Consider the following 26,683-nt stretch of genomic DNA (forward strand, 5'->3'; position numbering starts at 1 on the left):
GCCGCTCATTCACCGAGACCGGCCAGGTCCCGCAGCCGGCGGCCCTGGGCCGCGCGCTCGGCGGCCCGCTGCTCCTCGTACGTACGCTCCGCGGCCCCGCTCAGCAGCGCCTTCGTCTCGATCACCGCGTCCCGGGGCGCGGCGAGCAGCGCCGCCGCGAGGTCCCGCACCGCTCCGTCCAGTTCCTCGCCGGGCACGGCGATGTTGGCGAGTCCGGTGCTCACGGCCTCCTCGGCCGTGACGTACCGGCCGGTCGCACAGATCTCCAGCGCGCGGGCGTACCCGACGAGTCCGACCAGCGGGTGCGTGCCGGTCAGGTCCGGGACGAGGCCCAGGCCGGTCTCGCGCATGGCGAACTGGACATCGTCGGCGACGACCCGCAGGTCGCAGGCGAGGGCCAGCTGGAAACCGGCCCCGATGGCATGCCCCTGCACGGCCGCGACGGACACGATGTCGCTGCGCCGCCACCAGGTGAACGCCTCCTGGTAGGTGGCGATGGTCGCGTCGAGGTCGGCCTCGCTGCCGCGCGCCATCTCGACGAACGACGGATCGCCCTCGATTCCCTCGGGGGTGAGCATCTGCCGGTCGAGGCCGGCGGAGAAGGACTTGCCCTCACCGCGGAGCACCACGACCCGCACGGAGCCCGGCAGCAGCCGGCCCGCCTCGGTCAGCGCACGCCACAGAGCGGGGCTCTGCGCGTTGCGCTTGGCCGGGTTGGTCAGCGTCACCGTGGCGATCGCGTCGTCGACGGTGAGCCGTACGCCGTCCTGGTCGAGTACGGGACCGAGGTCCTGGGCGGGCGAAGCCATGGGGCGCCTCCGATGGGTGCGGTCGTCCTCCGTGCCGTAGACGGGACCGGGCCCGCCCTGCGGCACAGCTAAGTGACTGCACAGTAACCACCCGCCCGGCCTGTCGGCCGGCCGGGTGGCCACCTCGGATCGCGGGCGCCCGGGGATCAGGCCGAAGCGGCCTTCTTGCCCCGGGTCGCCCCGCCACGCCCTCGGAGCGTGACGCCCGATTCGCTGAGCATGCGGTGCACGAAGCCATACGAGCGGCCGGTCTCCTCGGCCAATGCCCGGATGCTCGCACCGGCGTCGTATTTCTTCTTCAGGTCTGCCGCGAGCTTGTCGCGCGCGGCGCCGGTCACCCGGCTGCCCTTCTTCAGAGTCTCGGCCACCCGTGCCTCCTCATGGGAAGTGCGCTCTGGTCTCCTCATGATCACCCCTCTTGGGCCCGATGGCCACCCATTCGGCAAGGTCCGTGCGACAAGGTTGTGACGACAGGAGTGCATCCCCACATATGGAATGACTGATTCCACGAGGTGCCGACCACACCGACGGACGCGCTCCGCCGTGAAATACCAGGTCAGAAAGACGTGGCGGCCGAGCCCCGGGCGCTCGGGGGCTCGGCCGCGAAATCGGTGCAGGACACACCTGGGTACGAGGAGATCTCACACGAATGAGGGATCACCGATGGGCCGAATGATCCATACGCGGTGGATCAGGCCCGCGACCGGCAGGGTCGGCGGCCCGGGTGCCGCTCAGGCGAGGGCGACGAGGTCCGCGTAGTCGGCGCCCCACAGGTCCTCGATGCCGTCCGGCAGCAGGATGATCCGCTCCGGCTGCAACGCCTCGACGGCGCCCTCGTCGTGCGTGACCAGCACCACGGCGCCCTTGTAGGTGCGCAGCGCGCCGAGGATCTCCTCGCGGCTGGCCGGGTCGAGGTTGTTGGTGGGCTCGTCGAGCAGGAGCACGTTCGCCGAGGAGACCACGAGGGTCGCGAGCGCGAGCCGGGTCTTCTCGCCGCCGGAGAGGACACCGGCGGGCTTGTCGACGTCGTCACCGGAGAACAGGAACGAGCCGAGCACCTTGCGGACCTCGACGAGGTCCATGTCGGGCGCGGCGGAGCGCATGTTCTCCAGCACCGTGCGGTCCCGGTCGAGGGTCTCGTGCTCCTGGGCGTAGTACCCGATCTTGAGCCCGTGGCCGGGTACGACCATGCCGGTGTCGGGCTGTTCCACTCCGCCGAGGAGGCGCAGCAGGGTGGTCTTGCCGGCGCCGTTGAGTCCGAGGATGACGACGCGGGAGCCCTTGTCGATGGCCAGGTCGACGTCGGTGAAGATCTCGAGCGAGCCGTACGACTTCGACAGGCCCTCGGCGGTCAGCGGGGTCCTGCCGCAGGGGGACGGGTCGGGGAAGCGCAGCTTGGCGACCTTGTCGGCCTGGCGGACGCCTTCGAGGCCGGACAGCAGGCGCTCCGCGCGGCGGGCCATGTTCTGCGCGGCGACGGTCTTGGTGGCCTTGGCGCGCATCTTGTCGGCCTGGGCGTTGAGGGTGGCGGCCTTCTTCTCGGCGTTCTGCCGCTCGCGCTTGCGGCGCTTCTCGTCGGCCTCGCGCTGCTGCTGGTAGAGCTTCCAGCCCATGTTGTAGATGTCGATCGTGGAGCGGTTGGCGTCCAGGTAGAACACCTTGTTGACGACCGTCTCGACCAGGTCGACGTCGTGGGAGATGACGATGAAGCCGCCGCGGTAGGTCTTGAGGTAGTCGCGCAGCCAGACGATCGAGTCGGCGTCGAGGTGGTTGGTCGGCTCGTCGAGCAGGAGGGTGTCCGCGTCGGAGAACAGGATGCGGGCCAGCTCGATACGGCGGCGCTGACCGCCGGAGAGCGTGTGCAGCGGCTGGCCGAGCACCCGGTCGGGCAGGTTCAGCGCGGCGGCGATGGTGGCGGCCTCGGCCTCGGCCGCGTACCCGCCCTTGGTGAGGAACTCGGTCTCCTGGCGCTCGTACTGCCTCAGCGCCTTCTCCCGGGTGGCGCCCGAGCCGTTCGCGATGCGCTGCTCGTTCTCGCTCATCTTGCGGATCAGGTTGTCCAGGCCGCGGGCGGAGAGGACACGGTCGCGGGCGAGCACGTCGAGGTCGCCGGTGCGGGGGTCCTGGGGCAGATAGCCGACCTCGCCGGAGCGGGTGACGTTGCCGGCGTCGGGGACGCCCTGGCCGGCGAGGACCTTGGTGAGGGTGGTCTTGCCGGCGCCGTTGCGGCCGACCAGGCCGATGCGGTCGCCCTTGGCGATGCGGAAGGTGGCACTCTCGATGAGGACACGGGCACCGGCGCGCAGCTCGATGCCGGAGGCGGAGATCACGGACAGGCTCCAGGGCTTTGGGTGGCGGTGGGCGGCTGAGGGCGTTCCCGCCGTCTAATGCGCGAGGAGAATGGCCATGGGAGCCATTCTAACGGGGCCGCGCAACCTCTTTTCCGGCGCGCGGGTGTGCGGTGCCGGACGCTCGCCCGGACCAGGCGGTGTTGTCGGTGGCGGGTGCCAGACTGAGCGGCAGGTCGAATTTCTGGCGATCTTCCGGAGATTGTCCGGTTGCAGGACACAAGGGGTGATGTCCATGGCAGGTACGGGCGGCGGGCGTCCGAGCATCTTTCCGACCCTGCTGTACGCGGACGCGAAGGCGGCGATCCGGCAGCTGACCGAGGCCTTCGGGTTCACCGAGCTGTCGGTGTACGAGGACGGGGGCGGCAAGGTGGCCCACGCCGAGCTGGTACAGGGCAACGGCGCGGTGATGCTGGGCTCCAAGGGCACCGGCAGCGCGTTCGACAAGGCGATGGAGGGCTCGGGTCCGGTCGGGGTCTACGTCGTCGTGGACGACGTGGACGCGCATCACCGGCGGGCGGCGGAGCAGGGCGCGGAGATCGTGATGCCCCCGACGGACCAGGACTACGGCTCGCGGGACTACATGGCCCGCGACATCGAGGGCAACATCTGGAGCTTCGGCACGTACGCGCCCGAGACCGGGGCGTGAACGGGGAGCGGGAAGGGCCGCGCCGGGAAGCGCCGCGCTGAGGGGCCGGGAGCGGCGGGGACCGGCCCCCGCAGGGCCGCGCGGGCGGTCCTGCGGGGGTCGTTCGGGCCGTGCCGGGTCCTGCGAGGCGCGGGCGGTTCGTGCGGGGGCCGGTGTCAGCCTCCGGTGTGCACCTGGAAGGCAGCCCGGCGGACGGCTTTGGCCAAGGCCGGGTCGGGGTGGGCGGCGGCCAGGGCGACCAGGACCTGGACGGTCCGCGGGTGTCCGACGGCGCGCACCTCGTTCAGCAGGGCGGGGACGGTGGGCTGGACCGCGGACTCCAGATGCCGCACCAGCAGCGGAGCCTCCCCGTGATCGGCGACCGCGGCGGCGGTGTCCACCCACAGCCAGGTGGCCTCCGCCCGGGTGAGGACCTCGTGGGCGTCCTCGGGGTCGGCACCCTTGTGCTCGGCGAGCCACAGCAGGGCGTAGGGCCGCAGCGTCGGCTCGTCGCACACGGCGCGGACCTCGGGTTCGGCGGGGGCGCCGACGACCCGCAGCGCCTCGAAGGCGAGACCGCGCAGCAGGGCGTCCTCGCCACGGGCGGCGTCGAGCAGTTCGGTGACGGCGCTGCCCACCGGGCGGGCGGCGAGCCAGGCGCGGTACTCGGCGCGGGCCGCGTTGGGGCGCAGTTGGGCGCAGCCGCGGAGCATGTCCTCGGCCCCCTGCTCGATGTTCCCGGCGGGGCTCTGGGCGGCGACGCAGATCTGCTCCAGCTTGACCCAGACCGCCCAGCTGCCGAGGGGGGTGAGGGTGGCCTGTCCCTCGCCACAGGTGAGGGCGCCCACGGCGGCGAGGGCGCGCAGGGCCCAGTCGAGGAGCGGGGCGAGCGGGACGTCGTCGGCACCCGGCCCGGCGAGGGCGGGGGTGGGCGCGGGCACGGCCGGTCCGGGCTCGGGCTCGGGGTGGGCGGTGCCGGAGGGGCGGGGCCCGTAGTCGACCTCGCAGCGCTCCGTACGCAGTTCGGTGACCCGCTGCTGCAGGAGGTCGAGGAGCTGCGGCACGGGGACCGGGCCGGCCGACAGCTGGAGGAAGGAGAGGACCTGCGGCATGGCCGAGACGACCTCGCCCACGGCGGCGGGCCCGTGGTCCTCGGGTTCCGGGTGGGCGAGCGACCAGGCGTCGAACAGGGCGACCCAGCCCCGCAGGACGGCACTGTCGTCACGGTCCCAGGCGCGCAGCCGCCAGCCGGGGCGGGCGGTGTCGCCGTGCACCTCGATCAGGCCGGCGAGCCGGGCCGTGTCCCAGTCGGCGCGGACCTGAGCCGGAGTCAGGCCCAGGTCCTCGGCCGCCCATTCGACGGTCGCGTCGGAGAGGATGGCCCGGCCGGCGGCGGTGGCGCTGCCCCGGCCGGGGCCCAGTGCGGCGTCGGCCCAGCGGGCGACGCGGGCCGCGCCGGCCAGACCGGAGCGCGCCATTCGGGCCAGCTCCGCGGGGGCCGGTGTGCCTTCCGGCGGGCGTGGCGCAGGGCGACGCGAGCGCTGCTGGTTCATCGCCCTGGGGGCGGCGGCCAGGGGTCGCGGGCGGACAAGTCGAAGCCTGGAGTCGCGCGGGATACGGGACGTCACGGGTGCAGTCTCGCGGTTGACGGTCCGAAAACCCAAACGGAATGCCACGGGCGGCGAAGGGGAGGGCCAATGCACGGGGTCGCGGGGCAGTCGGCGGAAGGAAACGGGCCGGGAGAAGGAAGAGGACACGCCGGGAACACGCCGCGGAACGGAATCCCCGGCGACGGCCCGCGGGACCGGCGGGCGCGGGCCGCCCCGACCCGGCGCGCCGGGTCAGGGCGGAGCGGGGCGGGACGGCGTGGCAGGCCTGAGGGGCCGGGCACGGCGGGCCAGGCGCGGTGAGCCGGGTCGGGTCGGGTCGGTCACATGAAACAGACCAGGTCGGGCCGAGGCGATCACATGAAAGGGGTGAGGAAGCGGCGCAGCGCCTCTTCGTAGGTGTGCGGGTCGGCGTTCCACATGGCGCCGTGCGGCGCGTCCGCGACCGTGTGCAGGGTGACCGTGTTGGGCTGGGCGGCGGCCAGGCGGCGGGAGAACTGCCAGGGGGCCACGGTGTCGCCGGGGCCGTGGACGATCAGGGCGGGGATGCCGACGCGCTCCGGCCCCGGGGTGCCGGGGCGACGGCCTCCGTGGGGGTCGCCGTGGCGGCCGGTGCGGCCCTGGGCGGCGCGGACGGCCAGCGGCAGCAGCGCTCCGGGGGTGCGGCGGGCGGCGGCGAGGGCGCGCAGCGTCGCTTCCCAGCTGAGCACCGGGGAGTCGAGGACCAGCCCGGCGACGTGGTCGCGCAGGGTGGAACGGGCGGCGGCGCGCAGCGCCATGGTCGCTCCGGTGGACCAGCCGAGCAGGACGACCTGCCGGGCACCGGCGTCCACCGCGTACCGGATCGCCGCGTCGAGGTCGCGCCACTCGGTCTCGCCCAGGTGGTTGAGGCCGTCGGGCGAGCGCGGTGCGCCCTGGTCGCCCCGGTAGGCGAGGGCGAGCACCGGGAAGTGGTGGCGGTGCAGGAACTCCATGAGGTTCATGGCCTGTTCCCGGGTGGCGCCGAGACCGTGCACCGCGAGCACCCAGGTGTCCCGGACGTCCGGGACGAACCAGGCGGGGAGGGGACCGAGTTCGCCGGGGACCTCGACGTCGGTGTGGTCCAGGCCCAGGGCGGTCCCCGGGTCGCCGACGTGGAGGTTCGGGGTGAGCCAGACCCGGTCGCCGGGCTCCAGGGTGCCCCGTACGACGCGTTCCAGGCGGCGTACGACGGTGTCGGCAGACTCCGGAACGCCTTCCAGGACGGGCCCGACGACCGCGTGGGTGCCGTCGCCGGAGAGGCCGTAGCGGCCGGGCCGCAGTGTGGCGAGGTGCCGGGTGAGGGTGACCTGGCCTGCGGCGGTGCCGTGCACGGTGAGCCGGGGCTCGGTGGGCAGGGGTCTGCCCGGCGGCGCCTTGAGGGCGGCGTCGCTGGCGAGCCGGCCGACCGCCACCGTGGCGACGGAGGCCCCTATCACGGCGGTGACGGCAGCGGCCGTCGCTCTGACAGTACGCACCCACCCAGTGTCCCGGCCGCCCGGCCGCCCGGCCACCCCAGCGACGGGCAGGAGCCCGAGCCGACGGGATGCCCGGGGGTCGTGGGCCGCCGGGGCGCCGGGAGACCGGAATGCCCGGTCGCCGGGTCACGCGGTGTCGACCGGTCGATGGGTGCCGCGCCCGGCGCGTCGTCACCCGACCGCGCCGGAGGACGCCACCACTCCTCCGGCGCCGGCCGCTCCGGGCTCCGCCCTGCCCACCGGCCGGGCGGGCGGGTCAGCCGCGCTGTCCGTAGCTCCGCAGGCGGTCGGCGACCTCCGCCAGGTGGCCGGCCGACAGGAGGTTCGGGGAGCGGCCGGGGACGGACGAGGCGGTCAGCCAGAGCCTGCACATCCACTCCAGTTGGGCGGTGCTGTCGTAGGCCTGGTCGAGGGTCGTGCCGTGGGTGACGGTGCCGTGGTTCTGGAGGAGGCAGCCGGTGCGGTCCTCGAGGGCGCGCAGCATGTTCTCGGCCAATTCGTCGGTGCCGTACGTCGCGTAGGGAGCCACCCGGACGGGTCCGCCGAGCGCGGCGGCCATGTAGTGGATCAGTGGGAGTTCGTCGACGAGTGTGGAGACGGCCGTCGCGTGCACGGCGTGCGTGTGCACCACCGCGCGGGCGCCGGTCGTGCGGTACACCGCGAGATGCAGGGGCAGCTCGCTGGTGGGGGCCAGGGTCCCGAGGACCTGCCGGCCGGTGAGGTCGACGCCGGTGACGTCGTCCGGCGTCAGCCGGTCGTAGGGCACTCCCGACGGTGTGACCAGCACGGTCTCCCCGACCCTCACCGAGACGTTGCCGGAGGTCCCGACGACGAGCCCGTCGGAGACGGTCCGGCGGGCCGCCCCGACGAGGGTGGCCCAGGCGTGCGCCTCCTCGCCGCTCACGGCCCTGTCCTGCGGCTTCCGCCGTTCTCCTACGCGCTGCGGGCGGTCCTCGGCACGTGCTTCGTCCTCCGCGGCCCGCCGGTCCCTCCGTCGCTCGGTCATGCCGCGATCCTGCCGGGTGACCGAACTCTCCTCAACCGTGTCCCGTCGGCTCCCACGCCCGTCCGCGACCAACCTCGGCCTCCTGTGGAGCAGTCGGCTTCATCACGGTCATCCTGACGCCCATCCCAGTTCATCTTCCGTTCACCCAAGTTACCTACGTTCAACGCGCCAATGACTTCGAACGATTGCCTGGGTAAATGGAAAGCTTCTCGCTGATCCTCGCGATTGTGGTGGTAACCGCACTTGCGTTTGATTTCACGAACGGTTTCCACGACACCGCGAACGCGATGGCGACGACCATTTCGACCGGTGCCCTCAAGCCCAAGGTTGCGGTGGCGATGTCCGCCGTGCTCAACCTGGTGGGCGCCTTCCTCTCCGTGGAGGTCGCCAACACGATCTCCAAGGGCCTCGTCGACGAGGCCGGCATCCGTCCCGAGGTCATCTTCGCCGCACTGGTCGGCGCGATCCTCTGGAACCTCCTGACCTGGCTGGTCGGTCTGCCGTCCAGCTCCTCGCACGCCCTGATGGGCGGCCTGATCGGCGCCACCGTCGCCTCGGCGGGCTTCGGCGCGGTGCACGGCGACGTCCTGGTCACCAAGGTGCTGATCCCCGCGATCGCCGCGCCGCTGGTCGCCGGCCTGGCCGCGATGTTCGCGACCCGGCTGACCTACCGCATGAACCGCAAGGCTGCCGGCAGCAAGGCCTCCGAGAAGGGGTACCGGGCCGGACAGATCGCCTCCGCCGGTCTGGTCTCCCTGGCCCACGGCACCAACGACGCCCAGAAGACGATGGGCATCATCACCCTGGCCCTGGTCGCCGGCGGCACTCTCGCCCCGGACTCCGACCCGCCGATGTGGGTCATCGTCTCCGCGGGCATCGCCATCGCGCTCGGCACCTACCTCGGCGGCTGGCGCATCATCCGCACCATGGGCAAGGGCCTGACCGACCTCCAGCCGCAGCAGGGCTTCGTCGCCCAGACCAGCGCCGCGACGGTCATCCTGGCCTCCTCCCACCTCGGCTTCTCCCTGTCCACCACGCACTCCGTCTCCGGTTCCGTGATGGGTGCGGGCCTGGGCCGCAAGGGCGGCGTGGTCCGCTGGTCGACGGCCACCCGGATGTTCGTCGCCTGGGGTCTGACGCTGCCGGCGGCGGCCATCGTCGCGGCGATCGCCGAGTGGGTCTGCGGCTTCGGCAGCTGGGGCACCGCTCTCGTCGCGGTCTTCCTGATCACCTCCAGTGCGGCGATCTGGAAGATCTCCCGGCGCGAGGTCGTCGACCACACCAACGTCAACGACACCGACGACACCACCGGCACCGACGCCCCCGGCGAGGAGCAGAGCGGCGTCGTGACCGCAGCCATGGCCGCGGTGGCCCCCCCTCCGGCGGGCCCCGTGACCGAGGAGCTCTCGGCCACCATCCCGGCTCCCGCCGACCCGGCGACCCCTCCGGCCAGGACCACGGTCTGACCCCGCGGGGAGACGCGCAGAAGGCCCCGCAGGAAGACACGCAGGAAGACACGTAGGAGAAGAGCACCATGAAGATCGACTGGGCGGCCCTCGGTTCCGTCTTCGGCGTCAGCCTCGTGGTCACCGTGGCCCTGGTGGCCCTGTTCACCCTGGGCATCACCGGCCTGTCCCGCCGTGAGCGGGCCGCCGCCCAGGGCCAGTCCGCGGTCCTGGCGGTCACCGGCGCCTACACCTGCTTCGCGGCCTGCGCGGCGGCGGTGGCGTACGGGATCTATCTGATCATGGCCTGACGACTGCCCGAGGGCTGTCCGAGAGCTGTCCGATTCACCTGACGGCGCCTGATCACGGGGCAGGACCCGGGCCGGCGTCCCGGTCGGGGTCATGTCGTCCGTCCGGCGGGCGGTGCGGGGCGCCTTGCCTCCGTACCGCCCGTTCCGCGGTTCCCGGACCATCCGTCGACCGCTCCCGGACCGCCTGCCGGCCGTTCCCGCACCGCCCGTCACGCCGCGGGATCCCCGGCCCGCGGTTCACCCTCCGAAACCCCTCTGTGGGCCTCAGCACACTTCAGCCTCGCAGGTCAAAGGCAAGTTGACGGTTCTTCCGGACCGTGGTGGACTTCCGGAGCCATTACGGCGGCAGGAGAGGAAGCCGGTGCGAATCCGGCGCGGTCCCGCCACTGTCACCGGGGTGAACGACCCCGGAAGCCAGGAACTCCCACCGCCGGTCTCGTCGAACCAGGGCGTGGACACCCTGAGTGAGGACATACCGCCATGCCCGGCTGCCTGTTGAGGTCGACCAGCGATGCTCCGCCCCGGCTCGGGGCGGCCACTCCCGCCGGATCCCTCACCGGCTGAACCCATGGGTGCCGATCGCGAGTTCGCGTACGGCGCCGCCGCCGGCCTCCTCGGCGACCTGCTTCTCGGCGATCCCCGCCGAGGGCATCCGGTCGCCGCTTTCGGGCGGGCCGCGGCTGCCGTGGAACGGGTCCTGTGGCAGGACGACCGGGGCCGGGGCGCGCTGCACACCGCCGTCTGCGTCGGCGGGGCCGTCGCTCTGGGGAGCCTGGCCGCCCGCTGCGTACGATCCTCCCCCGCCGCCTCCGTCGCCCTGACCGGCGCGGCCACCTGGGCCGTCGTCGGAGGGACGTCGCTGGCCCGGGAGGCCCGCGCCATCGGGCGCGCCCTGGAGTCCGGGACCGTCGAGGGGATCGAGGCGGCGCGGGCCCGGCTGCCGCACCTGTGCGGACGGGACCCGCAGGCGCTGGACGCCGAAGGGATCGCCCGCGCGGTCGTGGAGTCCGTCGCCGAGAACACCTCCGACGCCGTGGTGGGCGCCCTGGTATGGGGTGCCGTTGCCGGTGTGCCGGGGCTGCTCGGGTTCCGGGCCGTCAACACCCTGGACGCCATGGTCGGCCACAAGTCCCCCCGCCATCTGCGGTACGGCTGGGCCTCCGCGCGCCTCGACGACGTCGCCGGGTGGCCCGGGGCGCGGCTGACCGCCGTACTCGCCGCGGTCGCCGGGCCGGACCCGCGGGGTGCCGTCCTGGCCTGGCGCACGGATGCCGCGAAGCATCCGAGTCCCAACGCCGGGCCCGTGGAGGCGTCCTTCGCGGGCGCGCTCGGCGTGCGGCTCGGCGGGACGCTGTCCTACTCCGGGCGGGTCGAGCACCGGCCCGTGCTCAACGGCGGCGGCCGTGCCGTGACCGTGGCGGACATCGACCGCACGGTACGGCTCTCACGGCGTGTCGGCTGGCTGGCACTCGGCGTCGGCGCCGCCGCGCGCATCGGTGTACGGGCCGTTGCGCGGGCCGTCCCCCGGGTGCGCGGAAAGGGGCGTACGGCATGAGGGGCGGTATGACGGGCGGCGGGCTGCTGGTCGCCGGTACGACGTCGGACGCCGGCAAGAGTGTGGTGACCGCCGGGATCTGCCGGTGGCTGGTGCGGCAGGGCGTCAAGGTCGCGCCGTTCAAGGCGCAGAACATGTCGCTGAACTCGTTCGTGACGCGGGAGGGCGCCGAGATCGGGCGGGCGCAGGCCATGCAGGCCCAGGCCTGCCGGATCGAGCCGACCGCGCTGATGAACCCGGTGCTGCTCAAGCCGGGCGGGGAACGGAGCAGCCAGGTCGTGCTGCTGGGCAGGCCGGTCGGTGAGATGAGCGCGCGCGGCTACCACGGCGGGCGGCAACAGCAGCTCCTGGGCACGGTGCTGGACTCCCTCGCGCAGCTGCGGGCCACGTACGACGCGGTGATCTGCGAAGGGGCCGGCAGCCCGGCCGAGATCAATCTGCGGCGCACCGACATCGTCAACATGGGGATCGCCAGGAACGCCTCGCTCCCCGTCCTCGTCGTCGGCGACATCGACCGCGGCGGGGTCTTCGCCTCCTTCTTCGGCACCGTCGCGCTGCTGTCGCGCGAGGACCAGGAACTGGTCGTCGGCTTCCTGGTGAACAAGTTCCGGGGCGATGTCTCGCTGCTGGAGCCCGGCCTGGACATGCTGCACGGTCTGACCGGGCGGCACACGTACGGCGTGCTGCCCTTCCGACACGGGCTCGGCATCGACGAGGAGGACGGACTGGCGGTGTCCCTGCGGGGCGCCGTACGGGAGTCCGCGGTCGCCGCGCCGGTCGGCGAGGACGTGCTGCGCATCGCCGTGTGCGCGGTGCCGCTGATGTCCAACTTCACGGACGTGGACGCGCTGGCCGCGGAACCGGGCGTCGTGGTCCGTTTCGTGGACCGGCCCGAGGAACTGGCCGACGCCGACCTCGTGGTGGTGCCGGGCACGCGCGGCACCGTACGGGCGCTTGAGTGGCTGCGGGAGCGCGGGCTCGCGGACGCGCTGCGGCGGCGGGCGGCCGAGGGACGGCCCGTGCTCGGGATCTGCGGGGGCTTCCAGATCCTCGGCGAGCACATCGAGGACGACGTGGAGAGCCGCGCCGGCCGGGTCGACGGGCTCGGAATCCTGCCCGTACGGGTGCGGTTCGCCCGGGAGAAGACGCTCGAGCGGCCCGTCGGGGAGGCCCTCGGGGAGCCCGTCGAGGGCTACGAGATCCATCACGGGGTCGCCGACGTACGGGGAGGGGAGGCGTTCATCTCCGACGGGAGGGGACACAGCCTGGACGGCTGCCGGGTCGGGCAGACCTGGGGCACGCACTGGCACGGTTCGCTGGAGTCGGACGGCTTCCGCCGGGCCTTCCTGCGCGAGGTGGCCGCCGCCGCGGGACGCCGTTTCGTACCGGCCCCCGACACCTCGTTCGCCGCGCTGCGCGAGGAGCAGCTCGACCGGCTCGGCGATCTGATCGAGCAGCACGCGGACACGGACGCGCTGTGGCGGCTCATCGAGTCCGGCGCCCCGCGGGGACTGCCGTTCGTTCCGCCGGGAGCGCCCGCATGAACACCGTGGTGCGGCCGGCCGTCGGCTCGGCGGGGCTCCGGCGGATCGTGACGGCGGGGAGCGCCGGCACACGAGAGCACGGCGGCCCGGACGCCGGGGCCGTGGACGGCCGGGAGATCCGCCCTCGGGCCTGCGGAGAACAGGTTTCGATCCCGGCGGTCCCGCGGCCCGCGGCCGCACTGAACAGCCGGACACCATCCGAAGGAGTGATCACCGCGTGAGTACGCCCTATCCCTTCACCGCCGTCGTCGGCCAGGACGACCTGCGGTTGGCCCTGCTGCTGAACGCGGTGTCACCACAGGTGGGTGGCGTTCTCGTGCGGGGGGAGAAGGGGACCGCGAAGTCGACGGCCGTCAGGGCGCTGGCCGCGCTGATGCCGGAGACCGAGGTCGTACCCGGCTGCCGGTTCTCCTGCGACCCCGCGGCCCCGGACCCGTCGTGCCCCGACGGACCGCATGAGTCCCGCCCCGGGGCGCGCCGCCCCACGGCCCTCGTCGAACTCCCGGTCGGTGCCTCCGAGGACCGGCTGGTGGGTGCCCTCGACATCGAGCGGGCGCTCGCGGAGGGGGTGAAGGCCTTCGAACCGGGCCTGCTCGCGGGCGCCCACCGGGGGATCCTGTACGTCGACGAGGTCAACCTTCTGAACGACCATCTCGTCGACCTGCTGCTGGACGCGGCCGCCATGGGCGCCTCGTACGTCGAGCGCGAGGGTGTCTCCGTACGGCACGCGGCGCGCTTCCTGCTCGTCGGGACCATGAATCCCGAGGAGGGCGAGCTGCGGCCCCAGTTGCTGGACCGGTTCGGACTGACCGTGGAGGTCAAGGCCTCGCGGGAGCCGGACCAGCGGGTGGAGGTCGTGCGGCGCAGGCTGGCCTACGACGACGCCCCGGAGGAGTTCGCCGCACGCTGGGCCGGCGAGGAGGCTGCCGTACGGCAGCGGATCATGGCGGCGCGGGAGTTGCTGCCGTCGGTGCGACTGGGTGAGGGGGCGCTGCTGCAGATCGCGGCCACGTGCGGCGCCTTCGAGGTGGACGGCATGCGTGCCGACATCGTGATGGCGCGCACCGCGACCGCGCTGGCGGCCTGGGCCGGGCGGACGGACGTGCTGGCCGAGGACGTACGGCAGGCCGCGCTGCTGGCACTCCCCCACCGGCGGCGGCGCAACCCGTTCGACGCGCCGGGGCTCGACGAGGACAAGCTCGACGAGACGCTGGAGCGGTTCGGCGGGCAGAACGAGGACGGAGACGGGGACGGGGACGAGGCGGGGAACGACGACGGGGACGGCGACGGCGACGGCGACGGGCCGGGTCCCGGCGGTGGTCCCGGCGGGCAGCCGGAGCCCGGCGACGGGCCGCCCGGCGACGGTGACGTCGCCGCGCGGCCCGAGGCCGATGAGGCCGGAAAGCCGCAGGCGGGGCCCGGTGGCGGCGCGGGTGAGCGGGCCCCGGCGCGTGCTTCCGAGCCCTTCCGTACGAAGGTGCTGAGTGTCCCCGGCATCGGCGAGGGTGCCGCCGGGCGGCGGTCGCGGGCGCGGACCGACCGCGGACGGACCACCGGGGCGCGCCGGCCCCGGGGTGCGCTGACCAAGCTGCATCTGGCCGCCACCGTGCGGGCCGCGGCGCCGCATCAGCGGGTGCGGGGGCGCAGCGGCCCGGGGCTGGTGGTCCGGCGGGACGATCTCAGGCAAGCGGTGCGGGAGGGCCACGAGTCCAATCTCGTGCTGTTCGTGGTCGACGCCTCCGGGTCGATGGCCGCGCGGCAGCGGATGAGCGCCGTGAAGGGTGCCGTGTTGTCGCTGCTGCTCGACGCCTACCAGCGGCGGGACAAGGTGGGACTGGTGACCTTCCGCGGTGCGGCCGCCGAGGTGGTGCTGCCGCCGACCTCGTCCGTGGACGCGGCGGCGGCCCGGCTGGAGTCGCTGCCGACCGGCGGGCGTACACCGCTCGCGGCGGGGCTGCTCAGGGCGCACGACGTGCTGCGCGTGGAGCGGCTGCGGGACCCGGCGCGGCGGCCGCTGGTCGTGGTGGTGACCGACGGGCGGGCCACCGGTGGCCCGCAGCCGGTCGCCCTCGCCGGGCGGGCGGCACGGCTGCTGGCCGCCGAGGGGACGGCTTCCGTGGTGGTGGACTGCGAGGCGGGGCCGGTGCGCCTGGGTCTGGCGGGGCAGCTCGCGGGTGAGTTGGACGGTACGGCGGTGACGCTGGACGAGTTGCGGGCGGACTCGATCGCCGGGCTGGTCAGGGATGTGCAGGGTGCCGGAACGAGGAGGGCGGCGTAATGCCGAAGGGACAGCCGAGTGTCGTACCCCAGGACGGGCTGACGACACGTCAGCGGCGCAACCGGCCGCTGGTCGTCGTGCACACGGGCGTCGGGAAGGGCAAGTCGACGGCCGCTTTCGGGCTGGCGCTGCGGGCCTGGAACCAGGGCTGGCCGATCGGGGTGTTCCAGTTCGTCAAGTCGGCGAAGTGGAAGGTCGGCGAGGAGAACGCGCTGCGGGTGCTCGGCGCCTCCGGCGAGGGGGGCAGCGTCGACTGGCACAAGATGGGCGAGGGCTGGTCCTGGGTGCAGCGGGGCCTCCACGGCGACAACGCGACCAACGAGGAGAAGGCCCGGGAGGGCTGGGAGCAGGTCAAGCGGGACCTGGCCGCCGAGACGTACCGGCTGTACGTGCTGGACGAGTTCGCGTACCCGATGCACTGGGGCTGGATCGACACCGACGAGGTCGTGTCGGTGCTGCGTGAGCGGCCCGGGACCCAGCACGTCGTGATCACCGGGCGGAACGCACCGGAGAAGCTCGTGGACTTCGCCGACCTCGTGACCGACATGTCCAAGGTCAAACACCCGATGGACGCGGGGCAGAAGGGGCAGAGGGGCATCGAGTGGTGAGAGCGTCGGTGCCGTCGTCGGCACGAGCGTCCACGGCGCCGCCCCGGCTGGTCGTCGCCGCGCCCTCGTCGGGCAGCGGCAAGACCACTGTCGCCACGGGCCTGATGGCCGCGCTCGCCGCGCGGGGACTGGCCGTGTCCCCGCACAAGGTCGGGCCGGACTACATCGACCCGGGGTACCACTCGCTGGCCACCGGGCGGGTGGGGCGCAACCTGGACGCGTACCTGTGCGGGCCCGACCTGATCGGTCCGCTGTTCCTGCACGGGGCGCGCGGGTGCGACATCGCGGTCGTCGAAGGCGTGATGGGGCTGTACGACGGGGCCGCAGGGCAGGAGGAGCTGGCGTCCACGGCCCAGGTGGCGAAGCTGCTGCGGGCGCCGGTGGTGCTGGTCGTGGACGCGTCGTCGCAGTCCCGGTCGGTGGCGGCGCTGGTGCACGGGTTCGTGACGTGGGATCCGGAGGTGCGGATCGGGGGCGTGATCCTCAACAAGGTCGCGTCGGACCGTCACGAGGCTTTGCTGCGGGATGCGTTGGAGTCGTCGGGGGTGCCGGTGCTCGGTGTGGTGCGGCGGGCTCCGCGGGTCGGCACACCGTCGCGGCATCTGGGGCTGGTGCCGGTCGCCGAGCGGCGGGACGGTGCGGTGGAGGCGGTCGCGGCGATGGCCGCGCAGGTGGCCGCCGGGTGTGATCTGGAGGCGTTGGTCGCGCTGGCCCACCGGGCCGGGGACTTGTCGTGTGCGGAGTGGGACGCGGCGGCGGCTCTCGTTCCCTCTCCCCCGCCGCCCCGCCCCCTCCCGGCCCCGGGGGCCGGGCTCCCGGAGGGGCCGGCGGTGGTCGCCGTTGCCGGCGGGGCGGCGTTCTCGTTCTCCTACGCGGAGCATGCGGAGCTGCTCGCCGCTGCCGGGGCCGAGGTCGTCGTCTTCGATCCTCTGCGGGACGAGGAGCTGCCCGAGGGGACCCGGGGAGTGGTCGTCGGGGGCGGGTTTCCCGAGGTGTACGCCACCGAGCTGTCGGCCAACGAGCCGCTGCGCAAGGCCGTCGCCGAACTGGCCCTGAGCGGTGCCCCGGTGGCCGCCGAGTGTGCGGGACTGCTGTATCTGTGCCGGGAGCTGGACGGTCTGCCCATGTGCGGAGTGCTGGACGCCACCGCGCGGATGACCGAGCGGCTCACCCTCGGTTACCGGGACGCGGTGGCCGTGTCGGACAGCGTGCTGGCCCGGGCCGGGACGCGGATGCGGGGCCACGAGTTCCACCGCACCGTCGTCGAGCCCGGCGCGGGGGACGCACCCGCGTGGGGTATGCGGGCACCGGCCCCACGCGTCGAAGGCTTCGTGCGGCGCGGTGTGCACGCCAGCTATCTGCACACGCACTGGGCGGCCGAGCCCGGGGTGGCCCGCCGGTTCGTGGAGCGGTGCCGGACCTCATGAGCGGCGGCGGGACGAGCGGCCGTGCGCGCGAGGCCGTCCATGGGCCGTCTTTTCTCGTCGTCGGGGTCGGCGCCTCGAAGGGCGTCCCGGCCGAGGAGGTGCTCACGCTGATCGAGGCAGCCCTGCGCGACGCCGGGCTGTCCTCCGCCTCGCTCGCCCACCTGGCCACCGGGGACGCGAAGGCCGAGGAGCCCGGCATCGTGGAGGCGGCCCGGCGGCTGGGGGTGCCTCTGGTGGTCCACGGCTCCGAGGAACTGGCGCGCGTCGAGGTGCCCCACCCGTCCGACGCGCCGCTGGCCGCCGTCGGCACCCCGTCGGTCGCGGAGGCCGCCGCGCTGGCCGGCGGGGGTGAACTCCTCGTGCCCAAGCGCAAGTCGGAGCGCGCGGACGGGCAGCCGGCGAGGGCGACCTGTGCCGTCGTACGGCGGCCGGCACCGCACACGCACCCGCGCTCCCCTGCGAACTGAACCGGAGGACAGCATGCACGACCTGCGACACCACGGAGACGCCGAGGTCCGGGACGACGGCTCCGCGCTGGTCGACCTCGCCGTGAACGTCCGTGCGGGCACTCCCCCGGCGTGGCTGCGCGAGCACATCGCCGGGTCGGTGGCCGGCCTCGCCGCCTACCCGGACGGGCGGGCGGCGCGGGCCGCGGTGGCGGCGCGGCACGGGCTGCCGGTGGAGCGGGTGCTGCTGACGGCGGGGGCGGCGGAGGCGTTCGTGCTGCTGGCGCGGGCGCTGAAGGTGCGCCGGCCGGTGGTGGTGCATCCGCAGTTCACCGAGCCGGAGGCGGCGCTGCGGGACGCGGGGCACACGGTCGACCGGGTGCTGCTGCGGGAGGAGGACGGTTTCCGGCTGGATCCCGGCGCGGTTCCCGGGGCCGCGGACCTGGTGGTGATCGGCAACCCGACGAATCCGACGTCCGTACTGCACCCGGCCGCCGACATCGCCCGGCTCGCCCGGCCGGGCCGGATCCTGGTCGTGGACGAGGCGTTCCTGGACGCGGTGCCGGGCGAGCGGGAGGCACTGGCGGGCCGGACGGACGTACCGGGGCTGGTGGTCCTGCGCAGCCTCACCAAGACGTGGGGCCTGGCGGGACTGCGCATCGGGTACGTCCTGGCCGGGCCGGAGACGATCGGGCTGCTGACGCGGGCGCAGCCCCTGTGGCCGGTGTCCACGCCCGCGCTGGCGGCGGCGGAGGCGTGCGTGGGGCCCAGGGCTCTGGCGGAGGCGGACGAGGCGGCCCGCCGCACCGCCACGGACCGCTCCCGTCTCCTCACCGGCCTCGGGGAGTTCGCCGACCGCGGGGTACGGGCCGTGGAAGGCGCCGAGGGCCCCTTCGTCCTCCTGCGGCTCCCGCACGCGGCGGCCGTACGGGAACGCCTGCGCGCACTCGGTTTCGCGGTACGGCGCGGGGACACCTTCCCGGGCCTCGACCAGCGCTGGCTGCGCGTCGCGGTACGCGACCGTGGGACGACGGACGCGTTCCTGGAAGCGCTGGGCCAGGCCCTGGACGCGAGCCGGGCCGAGCCGAGCTGAGCCGCACACGGCGGCGGCCCGGCCGCGACGGCCCGTCCCTCACCCGCCGGCCCCGGGCCGTCGGCATCGTCGTCGTGGCCGCCGGTGTCAGGCACGGCGGCCACGACGCGCCGGTGTCAGGCGCGGCGGCCCCTGCGGGACAGCAGGACCGCAGCGCCGCCCGCCGCGAGGAGGGCGAGGGCGCCGCCCGCGACGTACGGAGTCGACGAGTCGCCGCCCGTCTCTGCCAGGTCCGCCCGGGCCGGTGCCGCCTGTTCGGCCCGTGCGCCCTGGGGCTTGACGTCGGCGTCGGTGCCGCTGCCGGCCGGGGGTGCGGCCGTGTCGGCCCGCTCCTCCTCCTGCTGCTGCCGCTCCGGCTCCTGCTGCTCGGCGGGAGCGGCGGGCGCGGGGGCGGCGTCGGCGCCCGGGGCCTCGCACGTGGCCTCGGCGAGGGTGACGGTGCCGTTGACCTCGGCGACGTTCAGCTTCAGCGGGTTGACGGACACCTTGAGCTGCAGTGCGGTGGCGGCGGCCGTACGGGAGGTGGTCTCCGTCTTCGACAGGTCCAGGCGGACCTCGCCGACGCCCGGCACCTTGACCTCGGTGGGGCCGGAGGCGGTCAGCCTGGTGCGCTTGCCGAGCACCGTCACCGTGCCGGGCAGGGTCGCCGAGGCGAGCGGGGCGCGGCCGGTCTCGCAGACGGCCTTGGAGGTGACCGTCTCGAGCTCGACGAGCGACAGCAGGGGAAGTCCGGGCAGATGGATCCGGGCCTTGGCGAGGGTGGTGGAAGCCTCGGCCCTGTTCCCCTCGACCGTCGCCTTCGCGTCGGCCACCTCCGCGCGCAGCACGCTGAAGGGCTTGCCCTGGTCGACGCCCTCCAGGTCCGCGGTGAGGGCGGTCCTGCGCGCGCTCTGCGGCGCGTGGACCTCGTTGAGGGAGACCGTGAGCGGGACGTTCGCGGTCTTGTCGAGCAGGGCGACGTCGAGCCCGGTGCGCAGGACGGCCGCGCTCGCGCTGCCGTGTTCCCCGGTGGCCTGCGCCGTGCCCGCTCCGGCCAGTGCCGCGGGACCTGCGGCAAGGACGGTGGCCGTGGCGACGACGGCCCAACGGCGTGCGGGCATACGGATGTTGGTGCTGTTCAAGGTGGTGGGACCCCCATGAGACGTGGGTGGGACCCGGAAAGAATGACCGCACCCGGAGGGGATCGTCAGCAATCCGACTACTCTTCACTCCTTCGTGGCGAGTCCGCCGATGCATTCGATTCCCGGAGGTTCCAGGGGCACGGCCGTTCCCCTCCGCCGTCCGAGCACCACCCGGTGGGCGGGTTTCGGCCACCGGGCCGTGTCCTCCGCTTCGCACCATGCCCCCGGACCGTGGCGTCCCTCCGCACCATGCCCCGGGCCGTGTCGTCCCTACGCGACCACGTGCCCGTTCAGCACCACCCTGCGCGGGTCCGCCAGCACCCGTACGTCGGCGCGCGGGTCGGAGGCGTAGACGACGAGGTCGGCCGGGGCGCCCTCGTCCAGGCCGGGGCGTCCGAGCCAGGCGCGGGCCGCCCAGGTGCCGGCCGCGAGGGCGTCGACGGGCGGGATGCCGGCGGTGACGAGTTCGGCGACCTCGGCCCCCGCGAGGCCGTGCGGGAGGGCGCCTCCGGCGTCCGTACCGACGAAGACGGGGATACCGGCGTCGTAGGCGGAGCGCACGGTGTCGTAGCGGCGCTCGTGGAGCCGGCGCATATGGGCCGACCAGCGCGGGAACCGGGCCTCGCCGCCGTCGGCGAGGCCCGGGAAGGTGGCGATGTTGACGAGGGTCGGGACGATCGCCACGCCCCGTTCGGCGAACAGCGGGATGGTGTCGTCGGTCAGGCCCGTCGCGTGCTCGACGCAGTCGATGCCCGCCTCGACCAGGTCCCGCAGGGAGTCCTCGGCGAAGCAGTGCGCGGTGACGCGGGCGCCCAGCCGGTGCGCCTCGGCGATCGCCGCCTCGACGGCGCCGCGCGGCCAGCAGGCCGACAGGTCGCCGAGGTCACGGTCGATCCAGTCGCCGACGAGCTTCACCCAGCCGTCGCCGCGCCGGGCCTCCTGCGCGACGTACGCGACGAGGTCGTCGGGTTCGACCTCCCAGGCGTAGTTGCGGATGTAGCGGCGGGTTCGGGCGATGTGCCGGCCGGCCCGGATGATCTTCGGGAGGTCGTCCCGGGCGTCGGTCCAGCGGGTGTCGGACGGCGAGCCGGCGTCCCGCAGCAGCAGGGCACCGGCGTCGCGGTCGGTGAGCGCCTGCTTCTCGGCGACGTGGTCGGGGACCGCTCCGTGCTGGTCGAGGCCCACGTGGCAGTGGGCGTCGACCAGTCCGGGCAGCACCCAGCCCTCGGCGGTCCTCACGTCGCGGGCCCCGGCGGGACGGTCGTAGGAGATCCGGCCGTCGACGACCCACAGCTCGTCGCGGACCTCGTCGGGTCCGACGAGGATCCGCCCCTTCACGTGCAGCACCGCGCGTTCGCTCATGCACGGCACTTTATTGAACCGTTCCTAGGCAGTGAGCAGGAGTGAGTCCTGACTCTCCGGCACGCCCCGAACGGTCTTGGGCGCACTGGTCCTCCGCTTTCGCATCCTGGGCGGCGACGCATATCACGTATGCGGTCCGTCCCAGGCGGGCGGAATCCCTACGACCTGGCCATGCGGGTGTGGCCAGAGGCGACGGGGAGGCCCCGAACCATCTCTCCGGTAGAACGGGGGCCCCGACTGCCGACGCCACACCCGGCGTCCCAGATCGCACCGAGTGCGTTACGCGCACCCAGCCAGGCACACCCACGGAACTTCACCCCGTTCACTCAATCGTTCCCATGTGCACCAAAACGAGGTACTGGACCAGCAGTTGTGTACCCTCCCCCGGCTGGAGCAGGGGGATTCCTGGCTCAGGAAGCCCCACAGGTCAGCGACCTGCGAGGTCCTGCTCCCTCACCACCAGCCGGGACGGAACCTGCCCGGTTCGCCGAGCAACGCTCGAGTCTGTCGTCTTGGCTGTCGATCGACACGGTGTGCGCGCTTGGTTCTCGCAGCGCACGGCAGGAACTTCACCCGTTCGAAGGAGATCAGGTGAGCCGCGGGCTGGACTCGCCCACCTGCTCGGAGGTCTCCTCCTCCACGTCCGCCATGGCGGGGTCGAGGAGCCGGGAGAGGAAGTGCCGGGTGCGTTCGTGCCGGGGGGCGCCGATGACCTGGTCGGGGGCGCCGTCCTCGACGATCACCCCGCCGTCCATGAAGACGACCCGGTCGGCGACCTCGCGGGCGAAGGTCATCTCGTGGGTGACGACCATCATCGTCATGCCCTCGTCGGCCAGCATCCGCATCACCGCCAGCACGTCGCCGACCAGCTCGGGGTCGAGCGCCGAGGTCGGCTCGTCGAACAGCATCACCTCGGGGCCCATGGCCAGCGCCCGGGCGATGGCGACGCGCTGCTGCTGGCCGCCGGAGAGGGAGGACGGGTAGGCGCCCGCCTTCTCCGCGAGACCGACCCGCTCCAGGTTCGCGGCGGCGGTCCGGGCGGCCTCCGCCTTGCTCCGCTTCAGCACCCGGCGCTGCGGCAGGGTGAGGTTCTCGGTGACGGTGAGGTGCGGGAACAGGTTGAACTGCTGGAAGACCATGCCGATCCGGCGGCGGGCGGCGTCGATGTCGACGTCCGGGTCGGTGAGCTCCGTACCGCCGACGTACACCTGACCCTTGGTGGGCTCCTCGAGCAGGTTCACGCACCGCAGGAGGGTCGACTTGCCCGAGCCGGACGGCCCGATCACGCAGACGACCTCGCCCCGGCGGATCTCCAGGTCGATGCCGCGCAGCACCTCGTTGCTGCCGAACGACTTGTGCAGTCCGCTGACCCGGATCTCCGGGTTACCGGGCCGGTTCTCCGGCTGCTCGCCGGTCTGCCCGTCCGGCTGGTTGTCCGGCTGGCTCATTTGACGGCCTCCTGGGCCTTGGCCTCCATACGGCGTACGACGAAGCCGAGCGGAATGGTGATCAGCAGGTAGCACAGGCCGGCGACCAGGATCGGGGTGGAGTTGGCGGTCTGGCTGGCCAGGTCGCGGCCGTACTTGGACAGTTCGCGCTCCTCCAGGGTGACGCCGAGGAACAGCACCAGCGAGGAGTCCTTGAAGAGCAGGACGAGTTCGTTGGTGAGCGGCGGCAGGATGACCCGGAAGGCCTGCGGGATGATGATCGAGACCATGGCCCGCGCGGGCGAGAAGCCCAGCGAACGGGCCGCCTCCATCTGCCCCTTGGGCACCGCCTGGATGCCCGCGCGGATCGTCTCGGCCATGTAGGCGGCGGCCACCAGGCCGAGCGCGAGGGCGACCTTGCCGTAGGTGCCGCCGACGATCTCCGTGCCGGGGAAGGCGAGCGGCACGGCCACGCCGATGAAGATGAAGATCAGCAGGGCGGGCAGGCCCCGGAAGATCTCGATGTAGATGCCCGCCAGCCAGCGGTACGGGCCGACCGACGACAGCCGCATCAGCGCGAGGAGCAGGCCGAGGGCGAGTCCGACGATGAAGCCGGTCACCGTGTAGAGCACGGTGTTCTTCAGCGCCAGGGTGATGATGTCCGGGAACATCCGCTCGGCGATGTCGAGCTGGGCGAACTGGTTCTTCAGCCTGCCCCAGTCCGCCGAGGCCGCGAAGGCGGCCACGGCGGCGACGAAGACGACGTACTGGGCGCCGCGCGACAGCCGGCGCTTCTGGCTCCGGGTCAGGCCCTTCTTCCGCAGCTCCGGAGGCACCTTCGTGTCGGCCATGGGATCAGGTGGCGGACGGTTCGGCGGCGGACTCGTCGTACGGGCCGATCCACTGCTCGTACAGCTTCTTGTACGTGCCGTCGGCCTTGGCGTCCGAGAGCGCCTTGTTGACGGCCTTCTGGAGCGCGGTGTTGCCCTTCTTCACGGTGAAGCCGTACTGCTCACCGGTGTCGAGGTTGTCGACGACCTCGAAGGCGTCGGCGGTGGCCTTGTCCTTGAGCCAGCCCTGGACCACCGGGAAGTCGATGACGACGGCCTTGACCTGGCCGGTGCGCAGGCCGTTGAGGACGGCGTCGGAGGACTCGAAGGAGACCGGGTCGAAGCCCTCCTTCTTGACGTAGTCCTCGCCGGTGGTCTGCGCCTGGGCGCCGATCTTGACGTTCTTCGACTTCACGTCGGCGAGCGAGGTGACGCCGGCCTTCTTGTCGACGAGGACGGCCTGGGTGGCGTTGAAGTACGGGTCCGAGAAGTCGACGTTCTTCTTGCGTTCCTCGGTGATGGTCATACCGGCCGCGGCCAGGTCGCACTCGCCGGAGTTGAGGAACGCGCCGGTCTTGAAGTTCTCGAACGGTGTGTCGAGGATCGCCTGCTTCACTTCCAGGTCGTCGGCGACCAGGTCGATCAGCGCCACGTCGAAGCCCTGCACCTTGCCGTCGATCTCCGACTGGAAGGGCGGGTACGGGAGGTGGGTGCAGGTGGTGAGCTGCCCCGCCTTGGCGAGTTCGACGCCGCCGGCCGCGGTCTTGGAGGCACCGCCGTCCCCGTCGTCGGTGGAGGTGCAGGCGGTCAGGAGGACCAGCCCGGCCGTCGCGGTGGTGGCGGCCAGAACACGGGTCCTGCGGCCGAGGAGCGTCTTCACTGAGGCCTCCTGGTAGGGAACAAATGAGGTTCTGATTATAAGGAGAAGTTTGGGTTACTCAAACCAAACCGATGGCTGCGGCGCCGTCCGACCTAAGAACCGGGCGTGGGAAGGGACTTACCGGCAGCCCGGCCGGGCGCCCCGAGGGCCCGGCCGGGCGTCCCCTCGGCCCGGCCCGGGCGTCAGGCCGGGCTCCCGGGGCCCGGACCGGGTTCACCGGGAGCCGGGGATACGCTCGACTCCGTCGAACCCGTGCCCCGCGCCCCGCGCACGACCCGTGGCGCCGTAGAGCCGTGATCTGGAGAGCAACGCCGTGAGCACCCACCCCTTCCTCGGTCTGGCCCCGCTGAGCGCCGCGCGCTTCGCCTCGATCGAGGACCGCGTGGCGCGGCTGCTGCGCACCACGCAGGACGTCGTGATCATGCAGGGCGAGGCGCTGCTTCCGCTGGAAGGCGCGATCCGCGCGACCGCCGGCCCCGGCACGACCGCGCTGAACGTCGTCACGGGCCCGTACGGGCAGACCTTCGGCGACTGGCTGCGGGACTGCGGCGCCGCGGTGATCGATCTGGCGGTGCCGTTCCACACGGCGGTGACGGCCGGGCAGATCCGCGAGGCCTTCGCCGCGCACCCGGAGATCGACTTCGTCTCCCTGGTACACGCGGAGGCGGCCACCGGCAACACCAACCCGGTCGCGGAGATCGGCGAGGCGGTGCGGGCGCACGGGGCGCTGTTCTATCTGGACGCGGTGGCGTCGATCGGGGCGGAGCCGGTGCTGCCGGACGCGTGGGGCGTGGACCTGTGCGTGATCGGGGCGCAGAAGGCGATGGGCGGCCCGGCCGGTGTGTCGGCAGTGTCGGTGAGCGAGCGGGCGTGGGCCCGGATGGCGGCGAACCCGCGGGCGCCGCGCCGCTCGTATCTGTCCCTGCTGGACTGGAAGCAGCGCTGGCTCGACGGGGGCCGCGCGGCACTGCCGCACGCTCCGGCACAGCTGGAGATGCTGGCGCTGGAGGCGTGCGTGGAGCGCATCGAGGCGGTGGGCCTGGAGACGCTGACGGCACGGCACGCGGCGGCCGCGGCGGCGACCCGGGCGGGGGCGCTCGCACTGGGCGGCGGCCTGGAGCCGTACGTCCACGACGCGGCTCAGGCGGCTCCGGTCGCCACGACCCTGCGGGCCCCGTCGGGCGTGGTGGCCTCCGGGCTGGCGGCCCGCGCCCTGGCCGTGGACCCGGCGCTGCCGCTGGCGGCGGGGGGCGGGTCGCTGGCGAAGGAGATGATCCGCGTCAACCACTACGGCCCTGACGCGACCCGGGGCGCGGTCCGGGCGAGCCTGACGGCCCTGGGCACGGCATTGGCGGAGCAGGGCCTGCCGGTGGACGTGCAGGGGGCCCTGCGAGCGGCCGACCACGGCTGGCGGTAGGCGACCGACCGCCGCCCCGCCCGGCGCCGGGCAGCCGGCACTCGCCCGCCGGGGCGCACGCGGGCCATGAGGGTCGACGCCGGCCCCTTTCCGGAACGCGTCACCGGCGGCAGCGCAGCGTGACAACGGCGCCACCGAACGGGACGCAGGAATCCGGGCATCAATTCACGGGATTATCGGAAGTCTTTCCCGGGTATTCTCACTCGCCATTCTCCCCCTTATTTAAATAATACCTTCCAGGGCAGCTTCCCATGTCCTTCTGCCCCCTTTCATCGAACCTAAACGCATCGATTTTCCATAGTCCGGAACTGGCGCATCCCGGACATGATCGCGGGCGTTATGGACTTGTGACCAGCTCCACAAGGTGACCGATTTGCGGCTTGAATCCCGCCCGAACAGGGGCATTCCGCCAGGCTTCCGCTTGCGGCTTCACGCTCGCGCGATAACATAGACAAGCCACTCAGGTAACCCCGACAGCCGATGCATTTTCGAATTTACCTGGGTAAGTTCAATTCACATGACTGCCGCACAAGCAGACCCGCAAATCGACCGCCCCGCCCCGGCGGACGGAGCCGCGCTGTGGCGGATAGCAAGGGACTCGAAAACCCTCGACCTGAACTCGTCGTACAGCTATCTCCTGTGGTGCCGGGACTTCGCCGCCACATCCGCCGTCGCACGTGACGCCGGCGGGGAGCCGATCGGCTTCATCACCGGCTACGTACGGCCGGACAGCCCGCACACCCTGCTCGTCTGGCAGGTCGCGGTGGACGAGACGCACCGCGGCCGGGGCCTGGCCGCCGCTCTGCTCGACGGTCTGGCCGCACGGACCGTCGCGGAACACGGAGTGACCACCGTGGAGACCACCATCACACCGGGGAACACCGCGTCCGAGCGCCTGTTCACCGCGTTCGCCGAACGCCACGGGGCCCGGCTGGAGCGCGAGGTGCTGTTCGAGGCGGAGCAGTTCCCCGACGGACCGCACGACCCCGAGGTGCTGTACCGCATCGGTCCCCTCTCCCCCTGACCACCGGCCCCGCGCACACGG

General features: G+C 73.1%; 23 protein-coding genes, 1 pseudogene and 1 riboswitch. Of the genes and pseudogenes, 13 read left to right on the top strand and 11 right to left on the bottom strand.

From position 1 onward, the window contains the following. Window positions 1-5 precede the first annotated feature (5 nt). The 3 genes from OHB56_RS10295 to OHB56_RS10305 form a co-directional block, all read right to left on the bottom strand. Window positions 6-809: an enoyl-CoA hydratase/isomerase family protein gene (locus OHB56_RS10295; protein WP_326751973.1), complete on the bottom strand. Its 804-nt coding sequence runs from the start codon at window positions 807-809 to the stop codon at window positions 6-8. 146 nt (window positions 810-955) lie between these two features. Beyond that, window positions 956-1,177, bottom strand: a complete 222-nt coding sequence (locus OHB56_RS10300) for a helix-turn-helix domain-containing protein (protein WP_018567695.1) — start codon at window positions 1,175-1,177, stop codon at window positions 956-958. A 363-nt stretch (window positions 1,178-1,540) separates the two neighbouring features. Continuing rightward, window positions 1,541-3,139 carry an ABC-F family ATP-binding cassette domain-containing protein gene (locus OHB56_RS10305; protein ID WP_406352798.1) on the bottom strand — a complete coding sequence of 533 codons (1,599 nt, stop codon included), beginning with the start codon at window positions 3,137-3,139 and terminating at the stop codon, window positions 1,541-1,543. 253 nt (window positions 3,140-3,392) lie between these two features. Here OHB56_RS10305 and OHB56_RS10310 point away from each other — a divergent pair, with 253 nt between their 5' ends. Further along, entirely contained in the window at window positions 3,393-3,806 is a 414-nt protein-coding gene (locus tag OHB56_RS10310; protein ID WP_326751975.1) for a VOC family protein, read from the top strand. Window positions 3,807-3,961: 155 nt separating this feature from the next. On the opposite strand, the gene OHB56_RS10315 is transcribed toward OHB56_RS10310, so the two are convergent. The 3 genes from OHB56_RS10315 to OHB56_RS10325 all read right to left on the bottom strand — a co-directional run bounded on the left by OHB56_RS10315 (window position 3,962) and on the right by OHB56_RS10325 (window position 7,894). Then, entirely contained in the window at window positions 3,962-5,413 is a 1,452-nt protein-coding gene (locus tag OHB56_RS10315) for a hypothetical protein (RefSeq protein WP_406352800.1), read from the bottom strand. Window positions 5,414-5,748: 335 nt separating this feature from the next. Then, the gene (locus tag OHB56_RS10320) at window positions 5,749-6,888 is read right to left on the bottom strand and encodes an alpha/beta fold hydrolase (RefSeq protein WP_326751977.1); all 1,140 of its coding nucleotides are present in this window, start codon (window positions 6,886-6,888) and stop codon (window positions 5,749-5,751) included. Between the two features lie 256 nt (window positions 6,889-7,144). Continuing rightward, window positions 7,145-7,894, bottom strand: a complete 750-nt coding sequence (locus tag OHB56_RS10325; protein WP_406352802.1) for a class II aldolase/adducin family protein — start codon at window positions 7,892-7,894, stop codon at window positions 7,145-7,147. Between the two features lie 197 nt (window positions 7,895-8,091). Between OHB56_RS10325 and OHB56_RS10330 the strand changes: the two genes are divergently transcribed. The 10 genes and pseudogenes from OHB56_RS10330 (at window position 8,092) to cobC (ending at window position 18,601) form a co-directional block, all read left to right on the top strand. Beyond that, a complete protein-coding gene (locus OHB56_RS10330; RefSeq protein WP_326751979.1) occupies window positions 8,092-9,360 on the top strand; it encodes an inorganic phosphate transporter in 1,269 nt (422 codons plus the stop codon). Between the two features lie 68 nt (window positions 9,361-9,428). Then, window positions 9,429-9,650 (top strand): hypothetical protein, encoded by a 222-nt coding sequence (locus tag OHB56_RS10335; RefSeq protein WP_326751980.1) that lies wholly within the window; start codon window positions 9,429-9,431, stop codon window positions 9,648-9,650. Window positions 9,651-9,954: 304 nt separating this feature from the next. Continuing rightward, a riboswitch (cobalamin riboswitch) is annotated at window positions 9,955-10,094 on the top strand. 124 nt (window positions 10,095-10,218) lie between these two features. Next, a complete protein-coding gene (locus OHB56_RS10340; protein WP_406352804.1) occupies window positions 10,219-11,205 on the top strand; it encodes a cobalamin biosynthesis protein in 987 nt (328 codons plus the stop codon). Between the two features lie 8 nt (window positions 11,206-11,213). Then, window positions 11,214-12,749, top strand: coding sequence for a cobyric acid synthase (locus OHB56_RS10345; protein ID WP_406358994.1), 1,536 nt, complete (start codon window positions 11,214-11,216; stop codon window positions 12,747-12,749). Then, complete coding sequence (locus OHB56_RS10350; protein ID WP_406352806.1) at window positions 12,746-12,970, top strand: hypothetical protein; 225 nt, start codon at window positions 12,746-12,748, stop codon at window positions 12,968-12,970. The genes OHB56_RS10345 and OHB56_RS10350 overlap by 4 nt, the downstream gene beginning before the upstream one ends. Further along, the gene (locus OHB56_RS10355) at window positions 12,967-15,027 is read left to right on the top strand and encodes a putative cobaltochelatase (protein ID WP_406352808.1); all 2,061 of its coding nucleotides are present in this window, start codon (window positions 12,967-12,969) and stop codon (window positions 15,025-15,027) included. Before OHB56_RS10350 ends, OHB56_RS10355 begins: the two co-directional genes overlap by 4 nt. Next, on the top strand, window positions 15,027-15,635 hold the full coding sequence (gene cobO / locus OHB56_RS10360) for a cob(I)yrinic acid a,c-diamide adenosyltransferase (protein WP_406352810.1): 609 nt from the start codon (window positions 15,027-15,029) through the stop codon (window positions 15,633-15,635). The genes OHB56_RS10355 and cobO overlap by 1 nt, the downstream gene beginning before the upstream one ends. Further along, window positions 15,632-17,062 (top strand): cobyrinate a,c-diamide synthase, encoded by a 1,431-nt coding sequence (locus OHB56_RS10365; protein WP_406352812.1) that lies wholly within the window; start codon window positions 15,632-15,634, stop codon window positions 17,060-17,062. Before cobO ends, OHB56_RS10365 begins: the two co-directional genes overlap by 4 nt. After that, window positions 17,059-17,496 (top strand): annotated as a pseudogene (locus OHB56_RS10370) (cobalamin biosynthesis protein); the annotation flags it as partial. The gene OHB56_RS10365 and the pseudogene OHB56_RS10370, both read left to right, overlap by 4 nt. Before the next feature lie 46 nt (window positions 17,497-17,542). After that, window positions 17,543-18,601: an Rv2231c family pyridoxal phosphate-dependent protein CobC gene (gene cobC, locus OHB56_RS10375; RefSeq protein WP_406352814.1), complete on the top strand. Its 1,059-nt coding sequence runs from the start codon at window positions 17,543-17,545 to the stop codon at window positions 18,599-18,601. A 116-nt stretch (window positions 18,602-18,717) separates the two neighbouring features. On the opposite strand, the gene OHB56_RS10380 is transcribed toward cobC, so the two are convergent. The 5 genes from OHB56_RS10380 to OHB56_RS10400 form a co-directional block, all read right to left on the bottom strand. Then, a complete protein-coding gene (locus OHB56_RS10380) occupies window positions 18,718-19,722 on the bottom strand; it encodes an SCO1860 family LAETG-anchored protein (RefSeq protein WP_406352815.1) in 1,005 nt (334 codons plus the stop codon). 270 nt (window positions 19,723-19,992) lie between these two features. Continuing rightward, complete coding sequence (locus OHB56_RS10385; RefSeq protein ID WP_326751987.1) at window positions 19,993-21,084, bottom strand: amidohydrolase family protein; 1,092 nt, start codon at window positions 21,082-21,084, stop codon at window positions 19,993-19,995. A gap of 587 nt (window positions 21,085-21,671) precedes the next feature. Then, window positions 21,672-22,532 (bottom strand): amino acid ABC transporter ATP-binding protein, encoded by an 861-nt coding sequence (locus OHB56_RS10390; RefSeq protein WP_326751988.1) that lies wholly within the window; start codon window positions 22,530-22,532, stop codon window positions 21,672-21,674. Beyond that, window positions 22,529-23,362 carry an amino acid ABC transporter permease gene (locus OHB56_RS10395; RefSeq protein ID WP_326751989.1) on the bottom strand — a complete coding sequence of 278 codons (834 nt, stop codon included), beginning with the start codon at window positions 23,360-23,362 and terminating at the stop codon, window positions 22,529-22,531. Before OHB56_RS10395 ends, OHB56_RS10390 begins: the two co-directional genes overlap by 4 nt. Before the next feature lie 4 nt (window positions 23,363-23,366). Continuing rightward, complete coding sequence (locus tag OHB56_RS10400; protein WP_326751990.1) at window positions 23,367-24,221, bottom strand: transporter substrate-binding domain-containing protein; 855 nt, start codon at window positions 24,219-24,221, stop codon at window positions 23,367-23,369. A 313-nt stretch (window positions 24,222-24,534) separates the two neighbouring features. Between OHB56_RS10400 and OHB56_RS10405 the strand changes: the two genes are divergently transcribed. Both OHB56_RS10405 and ectA read left to right on the top strand, forming a co-directional pair. Further along, window positions 24,535-25,638: a pyridoxal-phosphate-dependent aminotransferase family protein gene (locus OHB56_RS10405; protein WP_406352818.1), complete on the top strand. Its 1,104-nt coding sequence runs from the start codon at window positions 24,535-24,537 to the stop codon at window positions 25,636-25,638. Window positions 25,639-26,155: 517 nt separating this feature from the next. Then, window positions 26,156-26,662 (top strand): diaminobutyrate acetyltransferase, encoded by a 507-nt coding sequence (ectA, locus tag OHB56_RS10410; RefSeq protein ID WP_326751992.1) that lies wholly within the window; start codon window positions 26,156-26,158, stop codon window positions 26,660-26,662. Window positions 26,663-26,683: the final 21 nt, after the last annotated feature.

This window comes from Streptomyces sp. NBC_01635 (assembly GCF_045209715.1).
Taxonomy (GTDB): domain Bacteria; phylum Actinomycetota; class Actinomycetes; order Streptomycetales; family Streptomycetaceae; genus Streptomyces; species Streptomyces hirsutus.

What these genes read in the sequence shown, in the direction of transcription:
- OHB56_RS10345 (WP_406358994.1), top strand. Translation starts at nt 11,214, where the DNA reads ATGACGGGCGGCGGGCTGCTGGTCGCCGGTACGACGTCGGACGCCGGC.
- OHB56_RS10350 (WP_406352806.1), top strand. Translation starts at nt 12,746, where the DNA reads ATGAACACCGTGGTGCGGCCGGCCGTCGGCTCGGCGGGGCTCCGGCGG.
- OHB56_RS10335 (WP_326751980.1), top strand. Translation starts at nt 9,429, where the DNA reads ATGAAGATCGACTGGGCGGCCCTCGGTTCCGTCTTCGGCGTCAGCCTC.
- OHB56_RS10325 (WP_406352802.1), bottom strand. Translation starts at nt 7,894, where the DNA reads ATGACCGAGCGACGGAGGGACCGGCGGGCCGCGGAGGACGAAGCACGT.
- cobO (WP_406352810.1), top strand. Translation starts at nt 15,027, where the DNA reads ATGCCGAAGGGACAGCCGAGTGTCGTACCCCAGGACGGGCTGACGACA.
- OHB56_RS10340 (WP_406352804.1), top strand. Translation starts at nt 10,219, where the DNA reads ATGGGTGCCGATCGCGAGTTCGCGTACGGCGCCGCCGCCGGCCTCCTC.
- OHB56_RS10295 (WP_326751973.1), bottom strand. Translation starts at nt 809, where the DNA reads ATGGCTTCGCCCGCCCAGGACCTCGGTCCCGTACTCGACCAGGACGGC.
- OHB56_RS10390 (WP_326751988.1), bottom strand. Translation starts at nt 22,532, where the DNA reads ATGAGCCAGCCGGACAACCAGCCGGACGGGCAGACCGGCGAGCAGCCG.
- OHB56_RS10385 (WP_326751987.1), bottom strand. Translation starts at nt 21,084, where the DNA reads ATGAGCGAACGCGCGGTGCTGCACGTGAAGGGGCGGATCCTCGTCGGA.
- OHB56_RS10395 (WP_326751989.1), bottom strand. Translation starts at nt 23,362, where the DNA reads ATGGCCGACACGAAGGTGCCTCCGGAGCTGCGGAAGAAGGGCCTGACC.
- OHB56_RS10310 (WP_326751975.1), top strand. Translation starts at nt 3,393, where the DNA reads ATGGCAGGTACGGGCGGCGGGCGTCCGAGCATCTTTCCGACCCTGCTG.
- OHB56_RS10330 (WP_326751979.1), top strand. Translation starts at nt 8,092, where the DNA reads ATGGAAAGCTTCTCGCTGATCCTCGCGATTGTGGTGGTAACCGCACTT.
- cobC (WP_406352814.1), top strand. Translation starts at nt 17,543, where the DNA reads ATGCACGACCTGCGACACCACGGAGACGCCGAGGTCCGGGACGACGGC.
- ectA (WP_326751992.1), top strand. Translation starts at nt 26,156, where the DNA reads ATGACTGCCGCACAAGCAGACCCGCAAATCGACCGCCCCGCCCCGGCG.